This window comes from Streptomyces sp. YPW6 (genome assembly GCF_018866325.1).
GTDB lineage: Bacteria > Actinomycetota > Actinomycetes > Streptomycetales > Streptomycetaceae > Streptomyces.
In genome coordinates, this window is the sequence record NZ_CP076457.1 from 5892052 (window position 1) to 5913619 (window position 21568).

Here is a 21568-nt window from a genome sequence, read left to right on the forward strand (position 1 = left end):
CTCCGGCCGTCAGTAGCGGTAGTGGTCGGGCTTGTACGGTCCTTCGACCTCGACGCCGATGTACGCCGCCTGCTCGGGGCGCAGGGCCGTGAGCTTGACGCCGAGGGCGTCGAGGTGGAGACGGGCGACCTTCTCGTCGAGGTGCTTGGGCAGCACGTACACGTCGGTCGGGTACGCCTCGGGCTTCGTGAACAGCTCGATCTGCGCGAGCGTCTGGTCGGCGAAGCTGTTCGACATCACGAACGAGGGGTGCCCGGTCGCGTTCCCCAGGTTCAGCAGACGGCCCTCGGACAGCACGATGAGAACCTTGCCGTCGGGGAACGTCCAGGTGTGGACCTGCGGCTTGACCTCGTCCTTGACGACACCCTCGATCCGGGCCAGACCGGCCATGTCGATCTCGTTGTCGAAGTGGCCGATGTTCCCCACGATCGCCTGGTGCTTCATCCGGGCCATGTCCTTGGCCATGATGATGTCCTTGTTGCCCGTCGTGGTGATGAAGATGTCCGCCGTCTCCACCACCTCGTCCAGCGTCGTCACCTGATAACCGTCCATCGCCGCCTGCAGCGCGCAGATCGGGTCGATCTCCGTGATGATCACCCGGGCACCCTGCCCCCGCAGCGACTCCGCACACCCCTTGCCCACATCCCCGTACCCGAACACCACAGCGGTCTTCCCGCCGATCAGAACATCGGTGGCCCGGTTGATCCCGTCGATCAGGGAGTGACGGCACCCGTACTTGTTGTCGAACTTCGACTTCGTCACCGCGTCGTTCACATTGATCGCCGGGAACAGGAGGGAGCCGTCACGGTGCATCTCGTACAGGCGGTGGACGCCCGTCGTCGTCTCCTCCGTGACACCACGGATCTCCGACGCCAGCTGCGTCCACTTCTGCGGGGCCTCACCCAGAGTCCGGTTCAGCAGAGTCAGGATGTGGGCGTACTCCTCACTGTCCGCCGTCGACGGGTCCGGGACCGCTCCCGCCTTCTCGAACTCCACACCCTTGTGAACAAGGAGAGTGGCGTCCCCACCGTCGTCCAGGATCATGTTCGGGCCCCCCGTGGGAGTACCCGGCCAGGTCAGCGCCTGCTCCGTGCACCACCAGTACTCCTCCAGCGTCTCCCCCTTCCAGGCGAACACCGGGACACCCGCAGGAGCCTCCGGAGTACCCTCCGGACCGACCGCGATCGCGGCAGCCGCGTGGTCCTGGGTGGAGAAGATGTTGCAGGACGCCCACCGGACCTCCGCACCCAGGGCGACGAGGGTCTCGATCAGCACAGCGGTCTGCACCGTCATGTGCAGCGAACCGGTGATCCGGGCACCAGCCAGCGGCCGGGCAGCGGCGAACTCCTCACGGATCGACATCAGACCGGGCATCTCATGCTCGGCAAGCGTGATCTCCTTACGCCCGAACGGGGCGAGAGAGAGATCCGCGACCTTGAAGTCGCTGAAGTCACGGGCGGACCGAGAGGTCATGCTGAGCACTCCTTGAGTTGGTCACGTTGCGGTGGATTTCGAGCGTCGCCGTGGAGCGGTTGAGCGTGATGTAGTGCAGTCCGGGCGCGCCCTCGGCCAGCAGCCGGCCGGCCATGGCGGTGGCGTGGTCGACCCCGATGCGGTGGGCGGTGGCCGGGTCGTCGCGGGCCGCTTCGAGCCGGTGGGCCAGTTCCTCGGGGAAGGCGGCGCCGCTGAGTTCGGCGAACCGCCGGATCTGCCGTACGTCCGTGGCCGGCATGATCTCCGGGATGATCGGGGTGTCGCAGCCCGCGGCCACGACCCGGTCCCGCAGCCGCAGGTAGTCCTCGACGCGGAAGAACATCTGGGTGATGGCGTAATCGGCACCGGCCCGGCACTTGGCGACGAAGTGCCGGATGTCGGTGTCCCAGTCGGCCGAGCGCGGATGCCTTTCGGGGAACGCCGCGACACCGACGCTGAAATCACCCGACTCCCGTACCAGGGACACGAGTTCGTGGGCGTGAGTGAAGCCGTCGCGGTGCGCCGTCCACACGGCGTTGGGATCTCCGGGGGGATCGCCGCGGAGCGCGAGCACATCGCGCACCCCGGCGTCCGCGTACTGCCCGATGATGTGGCGCAGTTCCGTCACCGAGTGCCCGACCGCGGTGAGATGGGCGACGGGGCGCAGCGTGGTGTCCGTCGCGATGCGCCGGGTCACCTCGACGGTGCGGTCCCGTGACGATCCCCCGGCTCCGTAGGTGACCGAGACGAACGTCGGGGACAGGGCCTCGATCCGGCGGATGGCGTTCCACAGGGTCCTTGCCCCCGCGTCGGTCCTGGGCGGAAAGAACTCGAAGGAGAACGAGGGCGCCCTGCTCGCGAGGACCTCGCGCAGCGTGTTCATGGCCGGCCTCCGGCGTTGAAGTAGCGCGCTTCCGGGTGGTGGATGACGAGGGCGTCGGTGGACTGTTCCGGGTGGAGCTGGAATTCCTCGGAGAGGTGGACGCCGATCCGCTCCGGCTGGAGGAGGTCGGCGATCTTGGCCCGGTCCTCCAGATCGGGGCAGGCGGGGTAGCCGAGGGAGTAGCGGCATCCCTGGTACTCGGTGCGGAGCACCGCCTCCAGCGAGTCGGGATCGCCGGTGGAGATCCCCAGTTCGCTGCGGACGCGGGCGTGCCAGTACTCGGCGAGGGCTTCGGCGAGCTGGACGGAGAGGCCGTGGAGTTCGAGGTAGTCGCGGTAGGAGTTGGCGGCGAAGAGGTCGGCGGTGGCTTCGCCGATGCGGGAGCCGACGGTGACGATCTGGAGGCCGATGACGTCCCTCTCGCCGGATTCCTCGGGGCGGAAGAAGTCCGCGAGGCAGAGGCGGCGGCCGCGGCGCTGGCGGGGGAAGGTGAAGCGGGTGCGCTCGGAGCCGTCCTCGTGGAGGAGGATCAGGTCCTCGCCCTTGGAGACGCAGGGGAAGTAGCCGTAGATCACGGCGGCTTCGAGGAGGTTGTTGGACTGGAGGTGGTCGAGCCAGCCGCGCAGACGGGGCCGTCCCTCGCTCTCCATCAGCTGTTCGTAGGTCGGCCCGTCACCGGTCCTGGCCTGCTTGAGGCCCCACTGGCCCTTGAACAGGGCGCCCTCGTCGAGCCAGGAGGCGTACTCCTTGAGCGGGATGCCCTTGACGACCCGGGTGCCCCAGAACGGCGGGGCCGGCACGGGGTTGGTGGTGGAGACGTCCGAGCGCACCGGGCCCTCGGGCTCCTCGACCTGGAGCACCGCGGTGCCGGTGTCTTTCTTGGGGACGCGGCGCTGTTTCAGTTCGGGCAGGGCGGCGCCCGGGATGCCGCGCTTGACGCCGATGAGGGCGTCCATGAGGCGCAGGCCCTCGAAGGCGTCGCGGGCGTAGCGGACCTCGCCCTCGTAGATCTCGTGCAGGTCCTGCTCGACGTAGGCCCGGGTCAGGGCGGCGCCGCCCAGGATGACGGGGAAGTCGGCGGCCATCTTGCGCTGGTTGAGCTCCTGGAGGTTCTCCTTCATGATCACGGTGGACTTGACCAGGAGTCCGGACATGCCGATGACGTCGGCGCGGTGTTCCTCGGCGGCTTCCAGGATCGCGGAGACGGGCTGCTTGATACCGAGGTTGACGACGTTGTAGCCGTTGTTGGAGAGGATGATGTCGACGAGGTTCTTGCCGATGTCGTGGACGTCACCGCGCACGGTGGCCAGCACGATGGTGCCCTTGCCCTCGTCGTCGGACTTCTCCATGTGCGGTTCCAGATGGGCCACCGCGCTCTTCATGACCTCGGCGGACTGCAGGACGAACGGCAGCTGCATCTGGCCGGAGCCGAACAGCTCACCGACCACCTTCATCCCTTCCAGGAGGGTGTTGTTGACGATGTCGAGGGCGGGGGTGTGCTGGAGGGCCTCGTCGAGGTCGGCCTCCAGGCCGTTCTTCTCGCCGTCGATGATGCGGCGCTGGAGCCGCTCGTCCAGCGGGAGGGCCATCAGCTCCTCGGCCTTGCCCGCCTTCATCGACTTCATGTTGACGCCCTCGAACAGCTCCATGAGCCTCTGCAGGGGGTCATACCCCTCGGCCCGGCGGTCGTGGATGAGGTCGAGGGCGACCTTGACCTGCTCCTCCTCCAGCCGGGCGATCGGCAGGATCTTCGAGGCGTGCACGATCGCGGAGTCCAGCCCCGCCTTCACACACTCGTCCAGGAACACCGAGTTCAGCACGACCCGGGCCGCCGGGTTCAGCCCGAAGGAGATGTTGGACAGACCCAGCGTCGTCTGCACCTGCGGGTGGCGCTTCTTCAGCTCCCGGATCGCCCCGATCGTCGCGATACCGTCGCCCCGCGACTCCTCCTGCCCCGTGCAGATGGTGAACGTCAGGGTGTCGATGAGGATGTCGGACTCGCGGATGCCCCAGTTGGCGGTCAGGTCCTCGATCAGCCGCTCCGCGATCGCGACCTTCGTCTCCACCGTCCGGGCCTGCCCCTCCTCATCGATCGTCAACGCGATCAGCGCAGCCCCGTGCTCCGCCGCCAGAGCACTGACCCGCGCGAACCGGGACTCCGGACCGTCACCGTCCTCGTAATTCACCGAGTTGACGACGGCGCGGCCCCCCAGCTTCTCCAACCCGGCCCGGATCACTTCGACTTCGGTGGAATCCAGCACGATCGGCAGCGTGGACGCGGTGGCGAGCCTTCCCGCGATCTCTGCCATGTCGGCCACGCCGTCGCGGCCCACGTAGTCGACACACAGGTCCAGCAGGTGCGCTCCCTCCCGAATCTGGTCGCGAGCCACCTCCACGCAGTCGTCCCAGCGGCCCTCCAGGAGGGCTTCACGAAACTTCTTCGACCCATTGGCGTTCGTACGCTCCCCGATGGCGAGGTATGAGCTGTCCTGCCGGAAGGGCACGCTCTGGTAGAGCGAGCCGGCACCGGGTTCGGGGACCGGCCGGCGCACCGCCGGCACCAGATCCCGCACCCGCTCGACGACCTGGCGCAGGTGCGCCGGGGTCGTGCCGCAGCAGCCGCCCACCAGGGACACGCCGTACTCCGCGACGAACGTCTCCTGGGCGTCGGCGAGTTCCGTGGGCGACAGTGGATAGTGCGCGCCGTTCCTGCCCAGGACCGGCAGACCCGCGTTCGGCATGACGGAGATCCGGGTCCGGGCGTGGCGGGCGAGGTAGCGCAGGTGCTCGGTCATCTCGGCGGGACCGGTGGCGCAGTTCAGGCCGATCAGGTCGATGCCCAGCGGCTCCAGGGCGGTCAGCGCGGCCCCGATCTCGGAGCCGAGGAGCATCGTGCCGGTCGCCTCCACCGTCACCTGTACGAGGAGGGGCAGTTCGAGCCCGGCATCCGCCAGCGCGCGTTTCGCGCCGAGCACCGCCGCCCTGGTCTGCAGCAGATCCTGGGTGGTCTCCACCAGGAGGGCGTCGGCACCCCCCGCGATCATGCCCTCGGCGTTGGTCCGGTAGGCGTCGCGCAGAACCGTGTACGAGGCGTGGCCCAAGGTGGGCAGCTTGGTGCCGGGGCCCATCGAGCCCAGGACCCAGCGCTGCCGGCCGGTCCGCGTGGTGGACACGTCGGCGGCCTCGCGGGCGATCCGCGCGCCGGCCTCGGACAGTTCGAAGGTGCGCCCGGTGATGTCGTACTCGCTCAACGCGGCGAAGTTCGCGCCGAAGGTGTTGGTCTCGACGCAGTCGACGCCGACCGCGAAGTACTCCTCGTGGACCGACCGCACGATGTCGGGCCGGGTGACGTTCAGGATCTCGTTGCAGCCCTCGAGCTGCTCGAAGTCCTCCAGCGTGGGGTCCTGCGCCTGGAGCATGGTGCCCATCGCCCCGTCGGCCACCACCACACGGGTGGCGAGCGCCTCGCGGAGCGCGTCGACGCGGCGGGTCCGGGTGTCGCTCATGAGACACCCACCAGCAGCGGTTCTGTCTCCCGGGCGGCTTCGCCGCCGTACGCCCGGTCGATACGGGCGAGCAGGTCGGCGCCGAGCAGCTTGTACTCCTGGGTGCCGACCGACTCGATGACCACCGTCGCCAGCGCGCAGCCGAGTTGGGCCGCGCGCCGCACGGGCAGTCCCCGGGCGACGCCGGCGAGGAACCCGGCACGGAAGGCGTCGCCCACACCGGTCGGATCAGCGACGGTGTCCGCGGGTACCGCGGGGACGTCGACGCGGTCCCCGTCGCGCGAGGTGATCGTCACGCCCGTGGCACCGCGGGTGACGACCCAGCTCCCGACCCGGTCGAGGACCTCCTGCTCGCTCCAGCCGGTCCGTTCCTTGAGGAGAGCCTCCTCGTACTCGTTGGTGAACAGCCAGCGGGCGCCGTCCACCAGGCGCCTGGTCTGTTCGCCGTCGAGGCGGGCGAGCTGCTGGGAGGGGTCGGCGGCCACGGCGATGCCCAGGTCGTGGGCGAGCGAGGTGTGCCGCAGCATCGCCCGCGGGTCGTCCGCACCGACCAGGGCCAGATCTATGCGTCCCGCCGCGCGTGCCACCGCGCCGAGGTCGATCAGGCGGGCCTCCGCCATGGCCCCCGCGTAGAAGGTGGCGATCTGGTTCTGGTCGTCGTCCGTGGTGCACACGAAGCGCGCGGTGTGGAGGCTCTCGCTGATCCGGACGGAAGAGGTGTCCACGCCCGCGGCCCGCAGGCGCTGCCCGTAGTCGGCGAAGTCGGCGCCCGCCGCCCCCACGAGGAGGGGCCGCAGCCCCAGCCGGCCGAGACCGAAGGCGATGTTGGCGCCCACACCCCCGCGCCGGACCTCCAGCCGGTCGGCCAGGAAGGACAGCGACACCCGTTCGAGCTGATCGGTGAGCAGCTGGTCGGCGAAGCGACCGGGGAACACCATGAGGTGGTCGGTCGCGATCGAGCCGGTCACGGCGATACGCACGGCGTTTCTCCTTGAACCTGATGGGGGAAGGGCGCGGGTCAGAGGGACGGCTGCCAGGTGGGGCGCGGGGCCGAGGACCAGGCTCCGGCCGTCCGGTGCGCCGCCGGGCGCAGGGCCCAGGCGGCGCCGGGTCGCGCGGGCGCGGGCCGCGGCGACGCTCCGCCCCGCTGTGCGAGGGCGAGCAGCACCGCGGTGACGGCGGCCAGCTCCGCGTGGTCGGGGTTGCCGCGCAGGACACGGATGCCGGAGCTCACTGCGGCTGGTTCCCGTGCTTGCGGCTGGGCAGCGCCGCGTGTTTGCCGCGGAGAACGGCCAGCGCCCCGATGAGGCGGGTGCGGGTCTCGGCGGGGTCGATCACATCGTCGACCAGGCCGCGTTCGGCCGCGTAATAGGGGTGCATGAGCTCGCGCCGGTACTCCGCGATCCGTTCGGCCCGGGTGCTCTCCGGGTCGTCGGACGCGGCGATCTCACGCCGGAGGACGACGTTGGCCGCGCCTTCGGCACCCATCACCGCGATTTCGTTGACCGGCCAGGCCAGGGCCAGATCGGTGCCGATGGACCGGGAGTCCATGACGATGTAGGCGCCGCCGTACGCCTTGCGCAGCACCACCGATACGCGGGGGACGGTGGCGTTGCAGTAGGCGTACAGGAGCTTCGCGCCGTGTCGGATCACGCCCCCGTGCTCCTGGTCGACACCCGGCAGGAAGCCGGGAACGTCCACCAGGGTGACCAGCGGGATGTTGAAGGCGTCGCACATCTGGACGAAACGCGCCGCCTTCTCCGAGGCGTCGATGTCGAGCACCCCGGCGAGCGTGGAGGGCTGGTTGGCGACGACTCCGGCCACCTCGCCGCCCAGACGGACGAGCGCGCACACGACGTTCGTCGCCCAGCGCTCGTGGATCTCGAAGAAGTCGCCGTCGTCGGCTATCTCCTCGATCACCCGGCGGATGTCGTAGGCGCGGTTGGGGTCGGCCGGCACCAGATCGAGCAGGGCCTCGCACCGCCGGTCCACCGGGTCGCGGGCCTCGGTCCGCGGCGGCAGCTCGCGGTTGTTGGACGGCAGCATCGAGAGCAGGTACCGCACCTCGGTGAGGCAGCTCTCCTCGTCGTCGTACACGAACGACGCCACGCCCGAGGTGGTGGTGTGGACATCGGCGCCGCCGAGGCCGTCGTGGCTGATCCGCTCGCCGGTCACCGCCTCGACCACATCGGGCCCGGTGATGAACATCTGGGATGTCCCCCGGACCATGAACACGAAGTCCGTGAGCGCGGGGGAGTAGGCCGCACCGCCCGCGCACGGGCCCATGACGACGCTGATCTGCGGTATCACTCCGGAGTTGCGTACGTTGCGCTGGAAGATGCCGCCGTAGCCGGCCAGCGCCGTGACGCCTTCCTGGATGCGGGCGCCCGCTCCGTCGCACAGGCCCACGACCGGTGCGCCGGCGGCCTCGGCCAGATCCATGATCTTGTGGATCTTCTCGGCGTGCGCCTCGCCCAGGGCCCCGCCGAAGACGCGGAAGTCGTGCGCGTAGGCGAAGACGCGCCGCCCCTCGACCTGTCCCCATCCGATGAGCACACCATCGGTGTGCGGACGCTTCGCCTCCAGGCCGAAGCCGGTGGCGCGATGCCTCCGGAACCCCTCGACCTCGGTGAACGTCCCCTCGTCGAAGAGGAGTTCCAGGCGCTCCCGGGCGGTGAGCTTGCCCCTGGCGTGCTGCGCCTCGGTCGCCCTCGGGCTCGGCCCGCTGTGCGCCCGCGACCGCAGGGCCGCCAGTTCGGCGACCCGCTCGCGCATGCCGGGCCGACGCGGGTCCTCGTCGGCGTGCGTGGCCGGTGCGTTCCGGGTGGGCCGCGGCGCACCGGTCGCGTCGTGCGGCGGATGCGCCGGGAGTCTCTCCTCGACGATGCTCATGGACGATCCTTTCGGGCGGTGGGCGCAGGACGGCGCGAGGGCGGCGGGCCGCGCGGGTCCTCGGTGCTGCCGTCGCCCTCGCTCCTGCCGGGTGACGACGTCAGGACGGCGGGGGCCTACAGCCCCGCGGCCGCGCGCAGCGGGCCCACCCGGTCGGTGCGCTCCCAGGTGAAGTCCGGCAGCTCCCGGCCGAAGTGGCCGTAGGCGGACGTCCGGGCGTAGATGGGACGGAGCAGGTCGAGGTCGCGGATGATGGCGGCCGGGCGGAGGTCGAAGACCTCGGAGATCGCCCTCTCGATCACGTTCTGGGCGACCGCGGCGGTGCCGAAGGTCTCGACGAAGAGCCCCACGGGTTCGGCCTTGCCGATGGCGTAGGCGACCTGGACCTCGCAGCGGCGGGCGAGGCCCGCGGCCACGACGTTCTTGGCGACCCAGCGCGTGGCGTACGCCGCGGAGCGGTCGACCTTGGACGGGTCCTTGCCGGAGAAGGCGCCGCCGCCGTGGCGGGCCATGCCGCCGTAGGTGTCGATGATGATCTTGCGGCCGGTGAGGCCGGCGTCGCCCATCGGGCCGCCGATCTCGAAGCGGCCGGTCGGGTTCACCAGCAGGCGGTAGCCGTCGGTCTCCAGGCCGAGACCAGCTTCGGACAGCTCCTTGAGGACGTGCTCGACGACGTGCTCCCGGATGTCGGGGCCGAGCAGTGTGTCGAGGTCGATGTCCGGGGCGTGCTGCGAGGACACGACGACCGTGTCCAGGCGGGCGGGTCTGCTGCCCTGGTACTCGATGGTGACCTGCGTCTTGCCGTCCGGGCGCAGATAGGGCACGGTGCCGTCCTTGCGGACCTCGGACAGCCGCCTCGCCAGGCGGTGCGCCAGGCTGATCGGCAGCGGCATCAGCTCGGGGGTCTCGTCGCTCGCGTAGCCGAACATCAGGCCCTGGTCGCCCGCGCCCTGCCTGTCCAGCTCGTCGTCGTCCCCTTCCACGCGGGTCTCGTACGCCGCGTCGACGCCCTGCGCGATGTCCGGGGACTGCGCGCCGATCGACACGGACACCCCGCACGACGCGCCGTCGAAGCCCTTCGCGGACGAGTCGTAGCCGATGTCGAGCACGGCGTCGCGGACGAGCGCGGGTATGTCGGCGTAGGCCGTCGTCGTGACCTCCCCGGCCACGTGCACCTGGCCCGTGGTGATCAGGGTCTCCACCGCGACGCGGGCCGCCGGGTCCTGTGCGAGCAGTGCGTCCAGGACGGCGTCGCTGACCCGGTCGGCGATCTTGTCGGGGTGGCCCTCGGTCACGGACTCCGAGGTGAAGAGCCGAGAAGACATGTGGTTCTCCCGTTCGGGGGGCGTGGTTGGTTCCCTCCGCACCGATGTTCGGGACCCTCCGGGAACGGGGCAACGGACGGCTGCCCCGGTGTCCCGAAAGGGGTACCACTCCCCGCTCACTTCGGCGTATATGCAGGTCAGAAGGGTCGCCGCAGGGTAGGACCCGCTTAGCGTCGGGGGATGCACAGGCGCCGCGGGCAGGTCCTGCGGGCGCGGTCTCAGCAGAATGGCTAGTACGTGCTGTTTGTTCAGTGTATTCTGAACAAGCGAAAGGAGGTGAAGGTTGGTGACCGATACGACGGCGGGTCCGCTGGAGCTGGAGTTCGTCGAAGCCGTGGCCATGCAGCTCGAACAGCAGGGACTGGTCCGCATGTCGGGCCGGGCCATCGGCTGGCTGCTCATCTGCGAACCGGCCGAGCAGACGCTCGGTCAGATCGCCGAGGCGCTGTCCGTCAGCGTGGGTGCCATGAGCGCGGCGCTGCGCCACCTGGTGCCCGGCCGGCTGGTGGAGCGGTTCAGGCGCCCGGGTGAACGCGGTGATCGCTATCGCATCGACCCTCACGCCTGGATCGAGCACGCCATGACGCAGGCGTCCAGGTACGGCGAGTTCAGGCACGTGACCGCCCGTGGCCTGGAGCTGCTGAGCGAGGAGCCGCCGGCACGGAGCCGGCGCCTGCAGGAGATGTACGACTTCTACGAGTGGCTGGAGCGTGAGATGCCCCTCGTGTGGAGTCGCTGGGAGCAAGCGAAAAAGGAGCGGATGCAGCATGACCCCTGTGGCGCTGGCCGAGGGACTCAGTAAGTCCTACGGGAAACACAAGGCCCTGGACGGACTCTCACTGAGCATCAACCAGGGGGAAGTGTTCGGCTATCTCGGACCGAACGGAGCGGGCAAGACCACGACCATCCGGCTGATGCTCGACCTGATCCGCCCCACCTCCGGCCGTGTCGAGCTGTTCGGCAAGGACCCCCGTGAGGGCGGCAGCGACGTACGCCGGCGCATCGGCTACCTGCCCGGCGAACTCCCCCTCGCCGGACGCGGCAGCGGCCTGGAGCTCCTGGAGTTCCTCGCCAAGGTGCGCGGCGGGGTGGAGAAGTCCACGATCGCGTCACTCGCCGAACGCCTCAACGTGGACCTGAAGCGTCCGGTGCACAACCTGTCCAAGGGGAACAAGCAGAAGGTCGGCATCATCCAGGCCTTCATGCACGCGCCCGACCTGCTCATCCTCGACGAGCCGACGACCGGTCTGGACCCGTTGGTGCAGCAGGAGTTCCTGGCCATGGTGCGCGAGGCGAAGCAGAACGGGCAGACCGTCCTGATGTCCTCGCACATCCTGTCCGAGGTCCAGCACGTCGGCGACCGGGTCGCCATCATCCGTCGGGGCGAGCTCATCTCGGTCTCCGACGTGGACACCCTGCTGGAGCAGGCGCAGCGCCGGGTGGAGATCCGGTTCGCGGACCCGGTGGATCCGCGTCACTTCTCCATCCTGCCGGGCGTGCGGGATGTGAACGTATCCGCGAACACGCTCAGTTGCACGCTCGACGGCACCGCCGACGCGCTCGTCAAGACGGCGGCCCAGCACACGGTGGTCAGTCTGGTGTGCGAGGAGCCCGACCTGGAAGAGATCTTCCTGCACGCCTACGCGCAGGACCCCAAGGAGGAGATGCACGGTGTCCGCTGAACCACTCGCCGTTTTCGGCAAAGCGCTGCGGGACCAGCGCCGCGGACTGGTCTTCTGGGGTATCGGGCTGGCCCTGGTCACCCTCATGTACACCTCCAGCTTCGACCCGGACAAGGTGACCGAGGGGGCGAGCGGCCTCCAGAAGGCGCTCGCCCTCGATGACCTGGCGACCGGTGCCGGCTTCCTGCGGGCCACGGTCCTCGGCATGATCGTGCCCCTGCTGCTCCTGGTCTTCGTCACCATCACCGGTTCCAAGGCCGTGGCGGGGGAGGAGGAGACCGGCCTGCTCGACCTCTACCTCGCCCAGCCCATCGACCGGGGCCAGTTGCTGACGCAGCGGTTCGCCGCCACCTGCCTGGCGGTCGCCGGGTTCTCCGCGGTGGTCCTGGTGGAGCTCGTGATCCTCAACTCCGCACTCGACATGAAGGTCGAGTTCGGCAACCTGCTCGTCACCGTGATCGGCCTGGGCCTGCTGGTGATCACCTTCGCGGCCGTGGCGTTCGCGACGGGAGCCATCACCGGGCGGCGCACGCTGACGCTCGGGGTCACCGCCGGGTACGGCGCGTTCTCCTTCATCGTCAACGCTCTGGCCAGCCAGTCCGAGGCGATCGAGCCGCTCAAGTACCTGTCGGCGTTCCACTACTACCTCGGCGGCAGCCCGCTGCGCGAGGGCTTCGACCCCGCGATGCTCGTCCTGCTCGTGGCTCCCGCCGTGCTCTTCGGCCTGGGCCTCACCCGGTTCAAGAGCCGGGACCTGAACGTCTGACCGCGTTCGGACCACGTTCCCTCGGCCGCCCTTCCCACCCCCGCGGAGGGCGGCCGAGGCTTCTCCACGGAGGAGGACGTCGTGCAGGAGCAGTCAACCCCCCTCGGCGGGCGCGGCCACGTTCCGGGAACGGACGGCCTGAGGGCCGTGGCCGCTCTCATGGTGCTGGTTCTCCATCTCGCCGGCTGGACCGGGATCGCCTTCGACCCCCGGGGCGCGGCCCCGGCCGCCGACGTGCTCAGCCGGCTGGCCGTCGCGGTCCACGTCTTCTTCGTCATCTCCGGCTTCCTCCTCTACCGCCCCTACGCCGCGGCGGCCCTCGCGGGGCGTGCCGCGCCCCCGGTGAGGGCGTACTACCGGAGCCGGTTCCTGCGCATCTGGCCCGCCTACACGCTGCTGGTCCTGGTGAGCCTGGTCTGCTTCCACCGGGAGGTCCTGACCGAAGCTCCCCGCCTCCTGCGCATCCTCACCCTCCAGCACATCTACGCCGACGGGGACTTCCCGCACACCCGTGCGGAGCCGTGGAGCGCGTTCTCGCAGACCTGGAGTCTGGGGACCGAGGTCAGCTTCTATCTCCTCCTGCCGCTGCTGGCCCTTCTCCTGCACCGGGCGACCGCCGTGCGCCGCGGACCCGGGCCCGTGCTCGCGGCGTTCGTGCTCGCCGGAGTGCTCAGCCTGCTGTGGCAGGTCGCGCTCAGCGCCTTTGCCGCCGCCCACGAGGCGCCCACGCTCATGTGGTGGCTCCCCGGATACCTCGTGTTCTTCCTGGCGGGCATGGGGCTCGGCGCCGTGGCGGTCCATGCCGAAGCCGCCGGGGGAAGCCCGGTGGTGCGCCTGGTCAGGCGGTTTCCCCTGAGCTGCTGGGGTGTGGCCCTCGCCGGTTACGCCGTTCTCGCCTCGCCGCTCGCCGGCGGGCACATGACCCCGCCGTCCCCCGCGCAGGCCGTCGTGGAAAGCCTCGCCTACCTCGTGGTCAGCGGGGGGCTGGTGCTGCCGGTCGTCCTGGCCCCGGACAGCGGACCGGCGCGGCTCCTGAGCCGGCCGGTCGTCACGTGGCTCGGCCGGATCTCCTACGGAATCTTCCTGTGGCACATGTTCGTCATGGCCGTGGCCCTGCGCGTCGCGGGTCTGGAATGGGGTGAGGCGGGGCTGACCGGCTTCCTGGTCCTGCTGCCGCTGACGGCGGCGGTCTCCGTCCTGCTGGCCTGGCTCAGCTTCCGGTATGTCGAAGAGCCGCTGCGGCGGTGGAACCGACGCCGCACGGCACCCCCGGCGACCTGCTCCGGGGACGCGGCATCGGGCGCCGGGGGCGCCGCCCCCTCCCGGGTCGCGCGCACCCGCTGACCCTGTCGTCGTCCGTGGGCCGGCTGACCCGTCGTCGTCCGCGCGCCCGCCGACGCCGTCGTCGTCCCCGCACCCGCTGAGCCCGGAGGTCGTACGCCCATCCGCTGGCCGCCGATGTCGTACGCGCACCGCCGACCCCCGGCGTCGTACAGGGGAGCGACCCCCGTTCCGCCCGTGACGAGGCAGGACGGGGGTCGTTCTCCTTCGTACCGGCGACGAGTCGAAGGGGCGGGAGTGCCGTGGGATCTGTGTCCGATCTTCTGCACTGGGCGTGGGAGCGTCACACCAATCCGCTGAGCTGGTACATCAGACCGCTCTTCTTCCTGCCCCTGGCCTACTTCTCCTGGCACCGGCGCCCCCGGGGCCTCGCCCTGACACTGGTCGCCCTGCTGACGAGCTTCTTCTGGTTCCCCGCCCCCGAGCGGCCGGACCCGCGGATCCAGGGCGTGCTCGACATGGAGCGGGCCTTCCTCAGCCATCCCGACGTCTTCCAGGTCGTGATGCTGTGCCTCGCTCCGCTGCTGCTCGCCGCGTTCTGCGCCGCGCTGTGGCGCCGCTCGCTCGGGTGGGGCATCGTCGTCTTCGACGCCGCCGCCCTCGGCAAGATCGTCTGGGCGGTCTCGGAGGCCGGTGACGACGGAGCGGCCACCTATGTGCCGGTGGGGGGCGGGGCGCTGGCCGTCACCGTTCTGCTGATGGCCGTGGCGCGGCACAAGCGGCTGAGCCTGGCACTGTGGCGGACGCCGGGGCGGTCGGCGGGATGAGGGCCGCACCAGGGACAGGATCATCCCTGGACGGGGAGCACGGCGGTGGCGCGCAGTCCGCCCGTCGGCGGGCCGCCCAGCTCCAGCCGGCCGCCGGAGGCCGCGAGGAGCGCCGAGGCGATGGTCAGCCCCAGCCCCGTGCCCGCCCGGCCGTGCCCGGAGGCCCCCCGCCAGAAGGGGCGGCAGGCGTGCCGGATCTCCTCGTCCGTCATCCCGGGCCCCTGGTCACGGACCTCCACGTGGATGTCCGCCGACGTGGCCCGCACGCTCACGAGGACCTCGCCTCCCGGCGGGGAGACGTGCAGGGCGTTCTCCAGGAGCACGTCCAGGGCCTGCTCCAGGGCTCCCCTGATCTGTGAGCCGGTCCTGGCGAGGCCCACCAGGCACAGCCGCACGCCGCGTGCGCAGGCCGACGCTGACCACGCGTCCACCCGGGCGGCGGTGACCCCCAGGACGTCGACCGGTTCGGTGGCGGCCGTGCCCCGGTCGGCGCTGCCCCAGGCCAGGACCTGCTCCAGCACGTCGGACAGGCGGTCCACTTCGCCGAGGACACCGCGGACTTCCCGTGCGGTGTCGGCGTCGCGGCCGTCGGCCAGCCGGTCCTGCAGCAGCTCAAGACGCAGTCGTACGGAGGACAGCGGGCCGCGGACCTGATGGGCCGCCGCGGCGGCGATGGTGGGGGAGCCGTCCAGGGGCAGGACCGGGGCAGGTGTGTGGAGTGGGGTGTGGGGTGTGGCGTGCGGTGCGATGGTCATGAGGCAGGCATCCCGTCTCAGGCGTGCGCGGCGGCCGGAACGGTCAGCCGATAGCCGACTCCGCGCACGGTTTCGATCCATTCGTTGCCGAGCTTGCTCCGCAGTGAGCCCACATGGACGTCCAGGGTCCGGGTGGAGCCGAACCAGTTCTCGTCCCATACGGTGGCCATGATCTCCTGGCGCTCCATCACCGTTTCCGGCTCGGATATCAGCAGGGCCAGCAGATCGAACTCCCGGCGGGTGATGCATATTTCCTCCGCGTGCAGGAACACCTTGCGGGTTCGCGGGTCGAGCCGGAGCGGACCCGCGAGGTGGGGAGACTGCGCGGTGCGGCGCCCCGCGGTCTCCCGGGCCGCCTCCGGGGCCGCCTCCCGGGCCGCGGGGACGTGCGGTGCCGGGGCGCCGCCGGCTCGGGCGCCGCCGGAACCGGGGCGGGCACCGGTCGCGGGTCGGCCCCCGCCCCCGTCGCGTGGTGGAGGCAGCCGCCGGCCCGGCGGAGTACGGCCTGGATGCGCGCCACCAGTTCGTAACGGCTGAACGGCTTCGCGATGAAGTCGTCGGCGCCCATGTGCAGGGCCATCACACGATTGAGCTCGTCGGCCCGGCCGCTGAGCGCGATGACGGGAACGCAGGACCGTTCCCGTATGCGCCGGCAGACCTCGTGCCCGTCCAGGTCGGGCAGACCCAGATCGAGCAGGACCAGGCTCACGTCGGCGAGAGAGGACAGGGCCTCGGCGCCCGTCCCCACGCGGCGCGGATGATAGCCCTGGACGCCCAGCGCCTGTTCCAGCGCCTCGGCCACCCCGTCGTCATCCTCGACTATCAGAACGTTCATGGATCCGCCGCCTCCCCGCAGGCCGGGCTTGCCCGTGCGTCACAAAGGGTCGAGCCATCTCTGATGCACTTCTTATCAAGCCGGTCGACCGGTTCTCAATGGTGGGCGTATCGTGTGGACCGACAGGGGGGTGTCCGTATGTGTCGTTCGGGGTAGCGGCTTGTGGGGCGGTGTGTTCGCGCCAGGGCGGGCGATCACTCTTGACGACTCCTTGACGCCTTCGGGTCCGGTCGTCGGGATACCCTCCCAAGCGCCAACGCATGAGCGGAGCGGGGTCAGTTCAGCTGGTCACGAGGGGGATTTCGGCGTGGTGGGAGCAAGGCGAGCGCACAGCACGGTGGCCGCTGTGCTGGAACGCCGGAAGGACGAGATTCTGGCCGCGTACGAGGCCGCGCTCCGCAGCACCGACAGTTCGCTGCTCCCCGAGGAGCACAACTCGCAGCGGTACGTGGACGAGGCGCGGCAGATCCTCGCCCACGTCGTCGCCGAGCTCCATCGCGGAACGTACCTGCCGCACGGTACGGAATACCTGGGAGCCGACGGCAGCCCCGTCGGCGGCCCTCGTACGCACCCCGTGGAATCGGGCCGCGCGTCCGCCGTGCTCTTCGACGCGGTCGTGGTCACCCTCCTCGACGAACCCGAGGACCTGCGGGCCTCCGGAACCGAGGCCGCCGTGCTCTTCTCGCTGCTGCACCGGCAGATCGTCGCCCGCCACACCGCCCGCGCGGTGGCCCACATCGGATACCTGCTGGAACGTATCCGCAGCGCCCACAACGACGAACGCCTGCGCGTCGCACGGGAGCTGCACGACGAAGTGGCCGGCCACCTGGGCTCCGCGCTCAACTGGTTCGAACTGCACGACATGTACCAGGAGGACCAGCCGGAGCTGGCGCGCCGGAAACTGGACACGGCCCGGGAGACGGTCCGCGACTCCCTGTCCAGCCTCCGGGAGGTCATGACGGGCCTGCGCCTGAGGGTGGACGCCGAGCCCCTGCACGCGGCTCTCGTCCGGGACCTGGAGGACATGGCGGTGGCACCCGGACAGGTGAGGGTGTCGGTCACCGGGGACGAGTCATGGGTGCCCGCCTGGATGGCCGAGGAACTGTTCCTGGTGGTCCGTGAGGCCCAGCGCAACGCCGTGCGGCACGCGCGGGCCAGACTGGTGGCGGTCGAGGTCCACGTGACCCCGGGAGAGGTGCGCGCCGCCGTGGAGGACGACGGTGTCGGATTCGACCCGCGGTCCGCGGAGCCCCGTGGGCACAGCGGCATACTGTCGATGCGTGAGCGGGTCGAACTCCTGGGCGGCAGCGTCGCCGTGGAATCCCAGCCGGGGTGCGGCACCCGCATCCTGGTGTTCGTGCCGCTGAAGGGGGAAACGGGTGGAGGCTGCACAGCGAGCGATCAGAGTGGTCATCGCCGATGACCACACGCTCTTCCGCGAGGGCATCACCGAGATCCTCACCTCGTCCGGCGACATCGAGGTCGTGGGAGAGGCGCACAGCGGTCAGGACGCCTGCAGCCGGGCGGCGGAGCTGCGCCCGGACGTCGTCGTCCTGGACGTGGAGATGCCGGGCCAGGGCGTGCGGGAGACGCTGCCCCAGCTGCGGCGCGTCTCCCCCCGGTCCCGGGTCATCGTGCTCACCATGCACGACGACGTCGTGCTGGCCCGGGAGCTGCTGTCGCTGGGTGCGAGCGGCTACCTGGTGAAGGGGTCCACGCGCCACGAACTGGTCTCGGCGATCCACAGCGCGGTCGTCGACCGCGGGCCCGGCCACGTCATCCTGTCCGTGTCGCAGCGCGGCCTGGACCGGGTGGACCGGTCGCCCGACGAGATCCTGTCGGCGCGCGAGCGCGAGGTCCTCGCCCTGACGGCCCAGGCCCTGAGCAACTCCCAGATCGCCCGACGGCTCTCCATCGCGGAAGGCACCGTCAAGCGCCACCTGCGCAACATCTACACGAAGCTCGGCGCGGTCTCCCGCATGGACGCGGTCAACAAGGCCATGGCGGCGTCGATCATCCCCCAGACCCATCCGGGCGACGAACCCTGACACGGCCGGCCGCCGGAGGCGCCGGCCACCCCCTCCCCGGGGCCCCGGGGAGGGACCGGAGCCCCGTCCCGCCGCCGGGCGAGGTCACGGAACCATCGCCCGGCAGAGGTCCTGCGTCACGTCCGCGACGAGTTCGGCACGCCGCGGATTGAGGAAGAAGTGACCGCCGGGGAACATGCGCAAGCGGTACGCGGAAGCGGTGTGCCGGCTCCACGCCTCCAGTTCCGTACCGCGGAACTCCGGGTCCTCCACGCCCCCGTAGGCGGTGACGGGGCAGCCGAGCGGAGCTTCCGCCGTGTACGCGTACGTCTCCAGAAGGGTGACGTCCGCGCGGAGCACCGGCAGATAGAGCGCCCGCAGCTGGGGCTCGTCGCGGATGGCCGGCGGGATGGCGTTGAACCGTACGTCGAGCGCGTCCAGGAAGAGGTCGTCCGGGAGCCGGTGCACGACGGCGTGGCGCAGCGGAAGGTGCGGGGCCGCGCGCGCGGACACGGATAGATGAGCCGGTTCCGCGCCGAACGAACGCCGCAGCTCGCGGGCGAGTTCGAAGGCGATGAGGGCTCCGAGGCTGTGGCCGAAAAGCGCGTACGGGCGGCCGTCGAGCGCGGGCCCGAGCACGGCGGCGGCCTCCTTGACGAGCAGCGGCACCTCGGTGCGCGGCTCCTCGCGGAAGCGGGAATCGCGGCCCGGCAGCCGCAGCAGCCAGGGCTCCACGGAGTCCGGCAGCAGCTCGCCCCAGCCTTGGAACGCGGCGGGACCTGAGCCGGCGAACGGCACGCAGATCAGCCGCAGCGCGGGGGCGTCCCGGGGGGCGGTGCGCAGGACCCAGCGGTCGAACTCGGACGGGGCCGTGGTCATGGGGCACTCCAGGGAAGGGGGCGGCGCCGGGAGGGGGAGGGGCCGCCCTCCCGGCGCCACGGACCGGTGGACGTCAGGTGCGGGCGTAGTACCAGGACAGCCCGGGATCGGCGGACGGCGCGGGCGCGGCGGACACGGGTGCGGCGGCCTCGGGCGGCGCGAAGCGCGCACGGAGTTCGTCGAGCTTCGGCAGCATACCGAGGACCGTGTCGAAGGGGACGCCGAAGTCGACGAGGCAGGCGATCTCACCCACGCCGATGTCGCTGAGCCGCTGGACCACCCCGGCGCACTTGTCCGGCGTGCCGAGCAGGGAACGCCGCTGGTAGAAGTCCTCCGCCGCGATGTCGACGAGCGCCCGCTGCTCCGCGTCGCTCATCGATGAGGACGTGCCGTCCACGGCCGCGTCGGCGCGTTTCTGGGTGACGAAGGAGGACAGGTAGCGGCGCACCGGGTCGTGCACGATGCCCTTCACCTCGGCCTCGTCGTCACCGACGAAGGTGTGCAGGCCGACCGTGACGGTCCCGCCGGCCGGGTCGAGACCGGCCGCGGCGCGCGCGGACCGGTAGGCGCCGATGTTCTCCTCCAGGCGTTCCCAGCTGTCCAGGAGCGTGAGGACGTTGAGTCCCGCCCGCCCGGCCTGTGTCCACGTCCGCGGATTCGAGGTGTGGACGAGCCACAGCGGCAGCTCCGGCTGCCGCGGGCGCGGATAGGTGCGCACACCGAGCGGCTCGCCGTCCGGGCCGGGGAACTCGACCTGCTCGCCGCGCCACAGGGAGCGCAGCGTCTCGATGTGCCCGAAGGTGTACTCGCGGCGGGCGTCGTAGAGGTCCGGGTGGAAGACGAAGTCGCCCTTGTGCCAGCCCGTGGCCAGGCAGATGCCCACCCGGCCGTCGGACAGCTGGTCGACCAGGGACCACTCCTCGGCCACCCGCACCGGGTGGTGGTGCGGCAGCACGACGCTGCCGGCCCGCAGATGCAGGTTGTCCGTGGCGACCGCCAGGGCGGCGCTGAGCACCGACGGGTTGGGGAAGCTGCCGCCGAACTCCTGGAAGTGCCGTTCGGGGGTCCAGATGGCACGGAAGCCCCGGTCGTCGATGTAGCGGGCCACGTCGAGGATGAACCGATAGCGGTCCCCGAAGCCGTTGTCGTCGTTGGAGGAGAAGAAGTAGACGCTGAAGTCGGTCATGAGCGCGGTCCGTTCGGCGTGAGGGCGGGCAGGGTACGGGTCACGACCTCGGCGATGGCACGGAGGTTGTCCTCCAGGACGATCGTGAAGTGGTCGGCGTCCAGGGCGTGGACGGTCACGTCGTCCCCGGCGAAGGTGCCCAGGCCGTTGGTGGTGTCGGAGTCGTCGCGGCCGATGGCGGGCATGCCGTAGGGGTTCTCGGCGGCCGAGAAGCCGTTCGTGGCGTGGAAGACCGTCGTGCGCACCGGGCGGGCGAACGGCCGGGCCTCGTAGTTCAGCAGCAGCTTGCCGTTGAGGTCGAGCAGAGCGAAGCGGGTACGGATCAGGCGGTGCACCTCGTCGGGCGACAGCTCGGCCGGGGACCCCTCGACGACGTGCCGGGTGATGTGGTCCATGGCCTCGTCCGGGGTCATTCCGGTCAGCTCGTCGATGCTCAGGCTCGGGTCCGCCTTCCAGAGCTGGGAGGCGGAGTTGCCGATGAGCATCAGCGTCACCGCGTCCTGGTTCTCCTCCGTGATCACGGAGTTGTCGACGCCGCTCCAGGCGCCGGTGCCGGGCAGCAGCGCGTCGACGAGGTAGAGGTGCGCGACCTCCTGGCCCGCCTCGGTCAGCTGGCGGGCCATCTCGAAGGCCAGGATCCCGCCGAAGGAGGCGCCTCCCAGGACGTACGGGCCGTCGGGGTGCTCCTGGCGGATCTCCGCGACGTAACGGGCGGCCATGGCCTCGATCGACGCGAACTCCGTGAACCGCAGGTCGGAGTCGAGCTGTTCGAGACCGTAGAAGGGGTGGTCCATCCCCAGGTAGCGGGACAGGTAGATGCAGTAGCTGACGTCTCCGAAGAGGTGGTGCACCCAGAACGAGGGCGCCTTGTCACCGCTCCGGTTGATCGGGACCAGGAAGCGGCGGTCCTCCACCGGGGCGGTGCGGATCTCCCGGTCGGTGATCGCCGGCGGAGCGGGCACGGAGCGGGACGCGCCGCCGGTGCGCGCGGCGAGTTCGGCGGCTCCGGTGCGGGAGGCGGGGCCGCCCGGGGCGGTGACCGGGGCCAGGATCGCCGGCGGGGGCACCAGGGCGCGGTCCCAGGAGGTGGCGTCGGCGGTGGCCAGGACGGCGGTGCCGCCCGCGAGCGCCAGCGGCCGCACGGCCGTGTCCCCGCGGCCCGGCGCAGCGCACCGCGCCAGTCGGCGGCCGAGGTCAGCAGCCCGGCGAGGTCGGCGCCCCGCACCGGCAGGCCCGGGAGGGCCGACAGCA

General features: G+C 70.8%; 20 protein-coding genes. 7 read left to right on the forward strand and 13 right to left on the reverse strand.

What is annotated here, in order from left to right:
• Positions 1 to 9: 9 nt before the first annotated feature.
• From ahcY to metK, 7 genes are all read right to left on the reverse strand, one after another.
• Entirely contained in the window at positions 10 to 1473 is a 1464-nt protein-coding gene (ahcY, locus tag KME66_RS25930; RefSeq protein WP_216326510.1) for an adenosylhomocysteinase, read from the reverse strand.
• Positions 1451 to 2356, reverse strand: a complete 906-nt coding sequence (gene metF / locus KME66_RS25935; protein WP_216326513.1) for a methylenetetrahydrofolate reductase [NAD(P)H] — start codon at positions 2354 to 2356, stop codon at positions 1451 to 1453. Before metF ends, ahcY begins: the two co-directional genes overlap by 23 nt.
• Complete coding sequence (gene metH / locus KME66_RS25940) at positions 2353 to 5862, reverse strand: methionine synthase (protein ID WP_216326515.1); 3510 nt, start codon at positions 5860 to 5862, stop codon at positions 2353 to 2355. The genes metF and metH overlap by 4 nt, the downstream gene beginning before the upstream one ends.
• On the reverse strand, positions 5859 to 6842 hold the full coding sequence (locus tag KME66_RS25945) for a carbohydrate kinase family protein (protein ID WP_216326518.1): 984 nt from the start codon (positions 6840 to 6842) through the stop codon (positions 5859 to 5861). The genes metH and KME66_RS25945 overlap by 4 nt, the downstream gene beginning before the upstream one ends.
• Before the next feature lie 38 nt (positions 6843 to 6880).
• On the reverse strand, positions 6881 to 7096 hold the full coding sequence (locus tag KME66_RS25950) for an acyl-CoA carboxylase subunit epsilon (RefSeq protein ID WP_216326521.1): 216 nt from the start codon (positions 7094 to 7096) through the stop codon (positions 6881 to 6883).
• Positions 7093 to 8637 carry an acyl-CoA carboxylase subunit beta gene (locus tag KME66_RS25955; RefSeq protein ID WP_216329634.1) on the reverse strand — a complete coding sequence of 515 codons (1545 nt, stop codon included), beginning with the start codon at positions 8635 to 8637 and terminating at the stop codon, positions 7093 to 7095. The genes KME66_RS25950 and KME66_RS25955 overlap by 4 nt, the downstream gene beginning before the upstream one ends.
• A 233-nt stretch (positions 8638 to 8870) precedes the next feature.
• Entirely contained in the window at positions 8871 to 10079 is a 1209-nt protein-coding gene (gene metK / locus KME66_RS25960) for a methionine adenosyltransferase (protein WP_216326523.1), read from the reverse strand.
• A gap of 286 nt (positions 10080 to 10365) precedes the next feature.
• On the opposite strand from metK, the gene KME66_RS25965 reads away from it, so the two are divergent.
• The 5 genes from KME66_RS25965 to KME66_RS25985 all read left to right on the forward strand — a co-directional run bounded on the left by KME66_RS25965 (position 10366) and on the right by KME66_RS25985 (position 14635).
• Positions 10366 to 10881 carry a GbsR/MarR family transcriptional regulator gene (locus KME66_RS25965; protein ID WP_216326526.1) on the forward strand — a complete coding sequence of 172 codons (516 nt, stop codon included), beginning with the start codon at positions 10366 to 10368 and terminating at the stop codon, positions 10879 to 10881.
• The gene (locus KME66_RS25970) at positions 10847 to 11761 is read left to right on the forward strand and encodes an ABC transporter ATP-binding protein (RefSeq protein WP_216326528.1); all 915 of its coding nucleotides are present in this window, start codon (positions 10847 to 10849) and stop codon (positions 11759 to 11761) included. Before KME66_RS25965 ends, KME66_RS25970 begins: the two co-directional genes overlap by 35 nt.
• Positions 11751 to 12527 (forward strand): ABC transporter permease subunit, encoded by a 777-nt coding sequence (locus KME66_RS25975; RefSeq protein WP_216326531.1) that lies wholly within the window; start codon positions 11751 to 11753, stop codon positions 12525 to 12527. Before KME66_RS25970 ends, KME66_RS25975 begins: the two co-directional genes overlap by 11 nt.
• 81 nt (positions 12528 to 12608) lie before the next feature.
• Positions 12609 to 13871, forward strand: coding sequence for an acyltransferase (locus KME66_RS25980; protein WP_216326534.1), 1263 nt, complete (start codon positions 12609 to 12611; stop codon positions 13869 to 13871).
• A 239-nt stretch (positions 13872 to 14110) separates the two neighbouring features.
• Positions 14111 to 14635 carry a hypothetical protein gene (locus KME66_RS25985; protein WP_216326537.1) on the forward strand — a complete coding sequence of 175 codons (525 nt, stop codon included), beginning with the start codon at positions 14111 to 14113 and terminating at the stop codon, positions 14633 to 14635.
• Between the two features lie 20 nt (positions 14636 to 14655).
• Here KME66_RS25985 and KME66_RS25990 read toward each other — a convergent pair whose 3' ends face one another.
• From KME66_RS25990 to KME66_RS25995, 3 genes are read right to left on the reverse strand one after another with little or no spacing between them, the layout of a single operon-like run.
• Positions 14656 to 15390: a HAMP domain-containing sensor histidine kinase gene (locus tag KME66_RS25990; RefSeq protein ID WP_216326540.1), complete on the reverse strand. Its 735-nt coding sequence runs from the start codon at positions 15388 to 15390 to the stop codon at positions 14656 to 14658.
• A gap of 17 nt (positions 15391 to 15407) precedes the next feature.
• Complete coding sequence (locus tag KME66_RS34180; protein ID WP_253208483.1) at positions 15408 to 15662, reverse strand: winged helix-turn-helix domain-containing protein; 255 nt, start codon at positions 15660 to 15662, stop codon at positions 15408 to 15410.
• Positions 15599 to 16225 carry a response regulator transcription factor gene (locus tag KME66_RS25995; protein ID WP_253208484.1) on the reverse strand — a complete coding sequence of 209 codons (627 nt, stop codon included), beginning with the start codon at positions 16223 to 16225 and terminating at the stop codon, positions 15599 to 15601. The genes KME66_RS34180 and KME66_RS25995 overlap by 64 nt, the downstream gene beginning before the upstream one ends.
• A 346-nt stretch (positions 16226 to 16571) precedes the next feature.
• Here KME66_RS25995 and KME66_RS26000 point away from each other — a divergent pair, with 346 nt between their 5' ends.
• Both KME66_RS26000 and KME66_RS26005 read left to right on the forward strand, forming a co-directional pair.
• Entirely contained in the window at positions 16572 to 17648 is a 1077-nt protein-coding gene (locus KME66_RS26000) for a sensor histidine kinase (RefSeq protein WP_216326543.1), read from the forward strand.
• The gene (locus KME66_RS26005; protein WP_216326546.1) at positions 17605 to 18273 is read left to right on the forward strand and encodes a response regulator transcription factor; all 669 of its coding nucleotides are present in this window, start codon (positions 17605 to 17607) and stop codon (positions 18271 to 18273) included. Before KME66_RS26000 ends, KME66_RS26005 begins: the two co-directional genes overlap by 44 nt.
• An 84-nt stretch (positions 18274 to 18357) precedes the next feature.
• Here the strand turns inward: KME66_RS26005 and KME66_RS26010 are convergent, their stop codons facing one another.
• From KME66_RS26010 to KME66_RS26020, 3 genes are all read right to left on the reverse strand, one after another.
• Positions 18358 to 19131 carry a thioesterase II family protein gene (locus tag KME66_RS26010; protein WP_216326549.1) on the reverse strand — a complete coding sequence of 258 codons (774 nt, stop codon included), beginning with the start codon at positions 19129 to 19131 and terminating at the stop codon, positions 18358 to 18360.
• Between the two features lie 73 nt (positions 19132 to 19204).
• Positions 19205 to 20317 carry a MupA/Atu3671 family FMN-dependent luciferase-like monooxygenase gene (locus tag KME66_RS26015; RefSeq protein WP_216326552.1) on the reverse strand — a complete coding sequence of 371 codons (1113 nt, stop codon included), beginning with the start codon at positions 20315 to 20317 and terminating at the stop codon, positions 19205 to 19207.
• A complete protein-coding gene (locus KME66_RS26020) occupies positions 20314 to 21459 on the reverse strand; it encodes a thioesterase domain-containing protein (protein WP_216326555.1) in 1146 nt (381 codons plus the stop codon). Before KME66_RS26020 ends, KME66_RS26015 begins: the two co-directional genes overlap by 4 nt.
• Positions 21460 to 21568 lie beyond the last annotated feature (109 nt).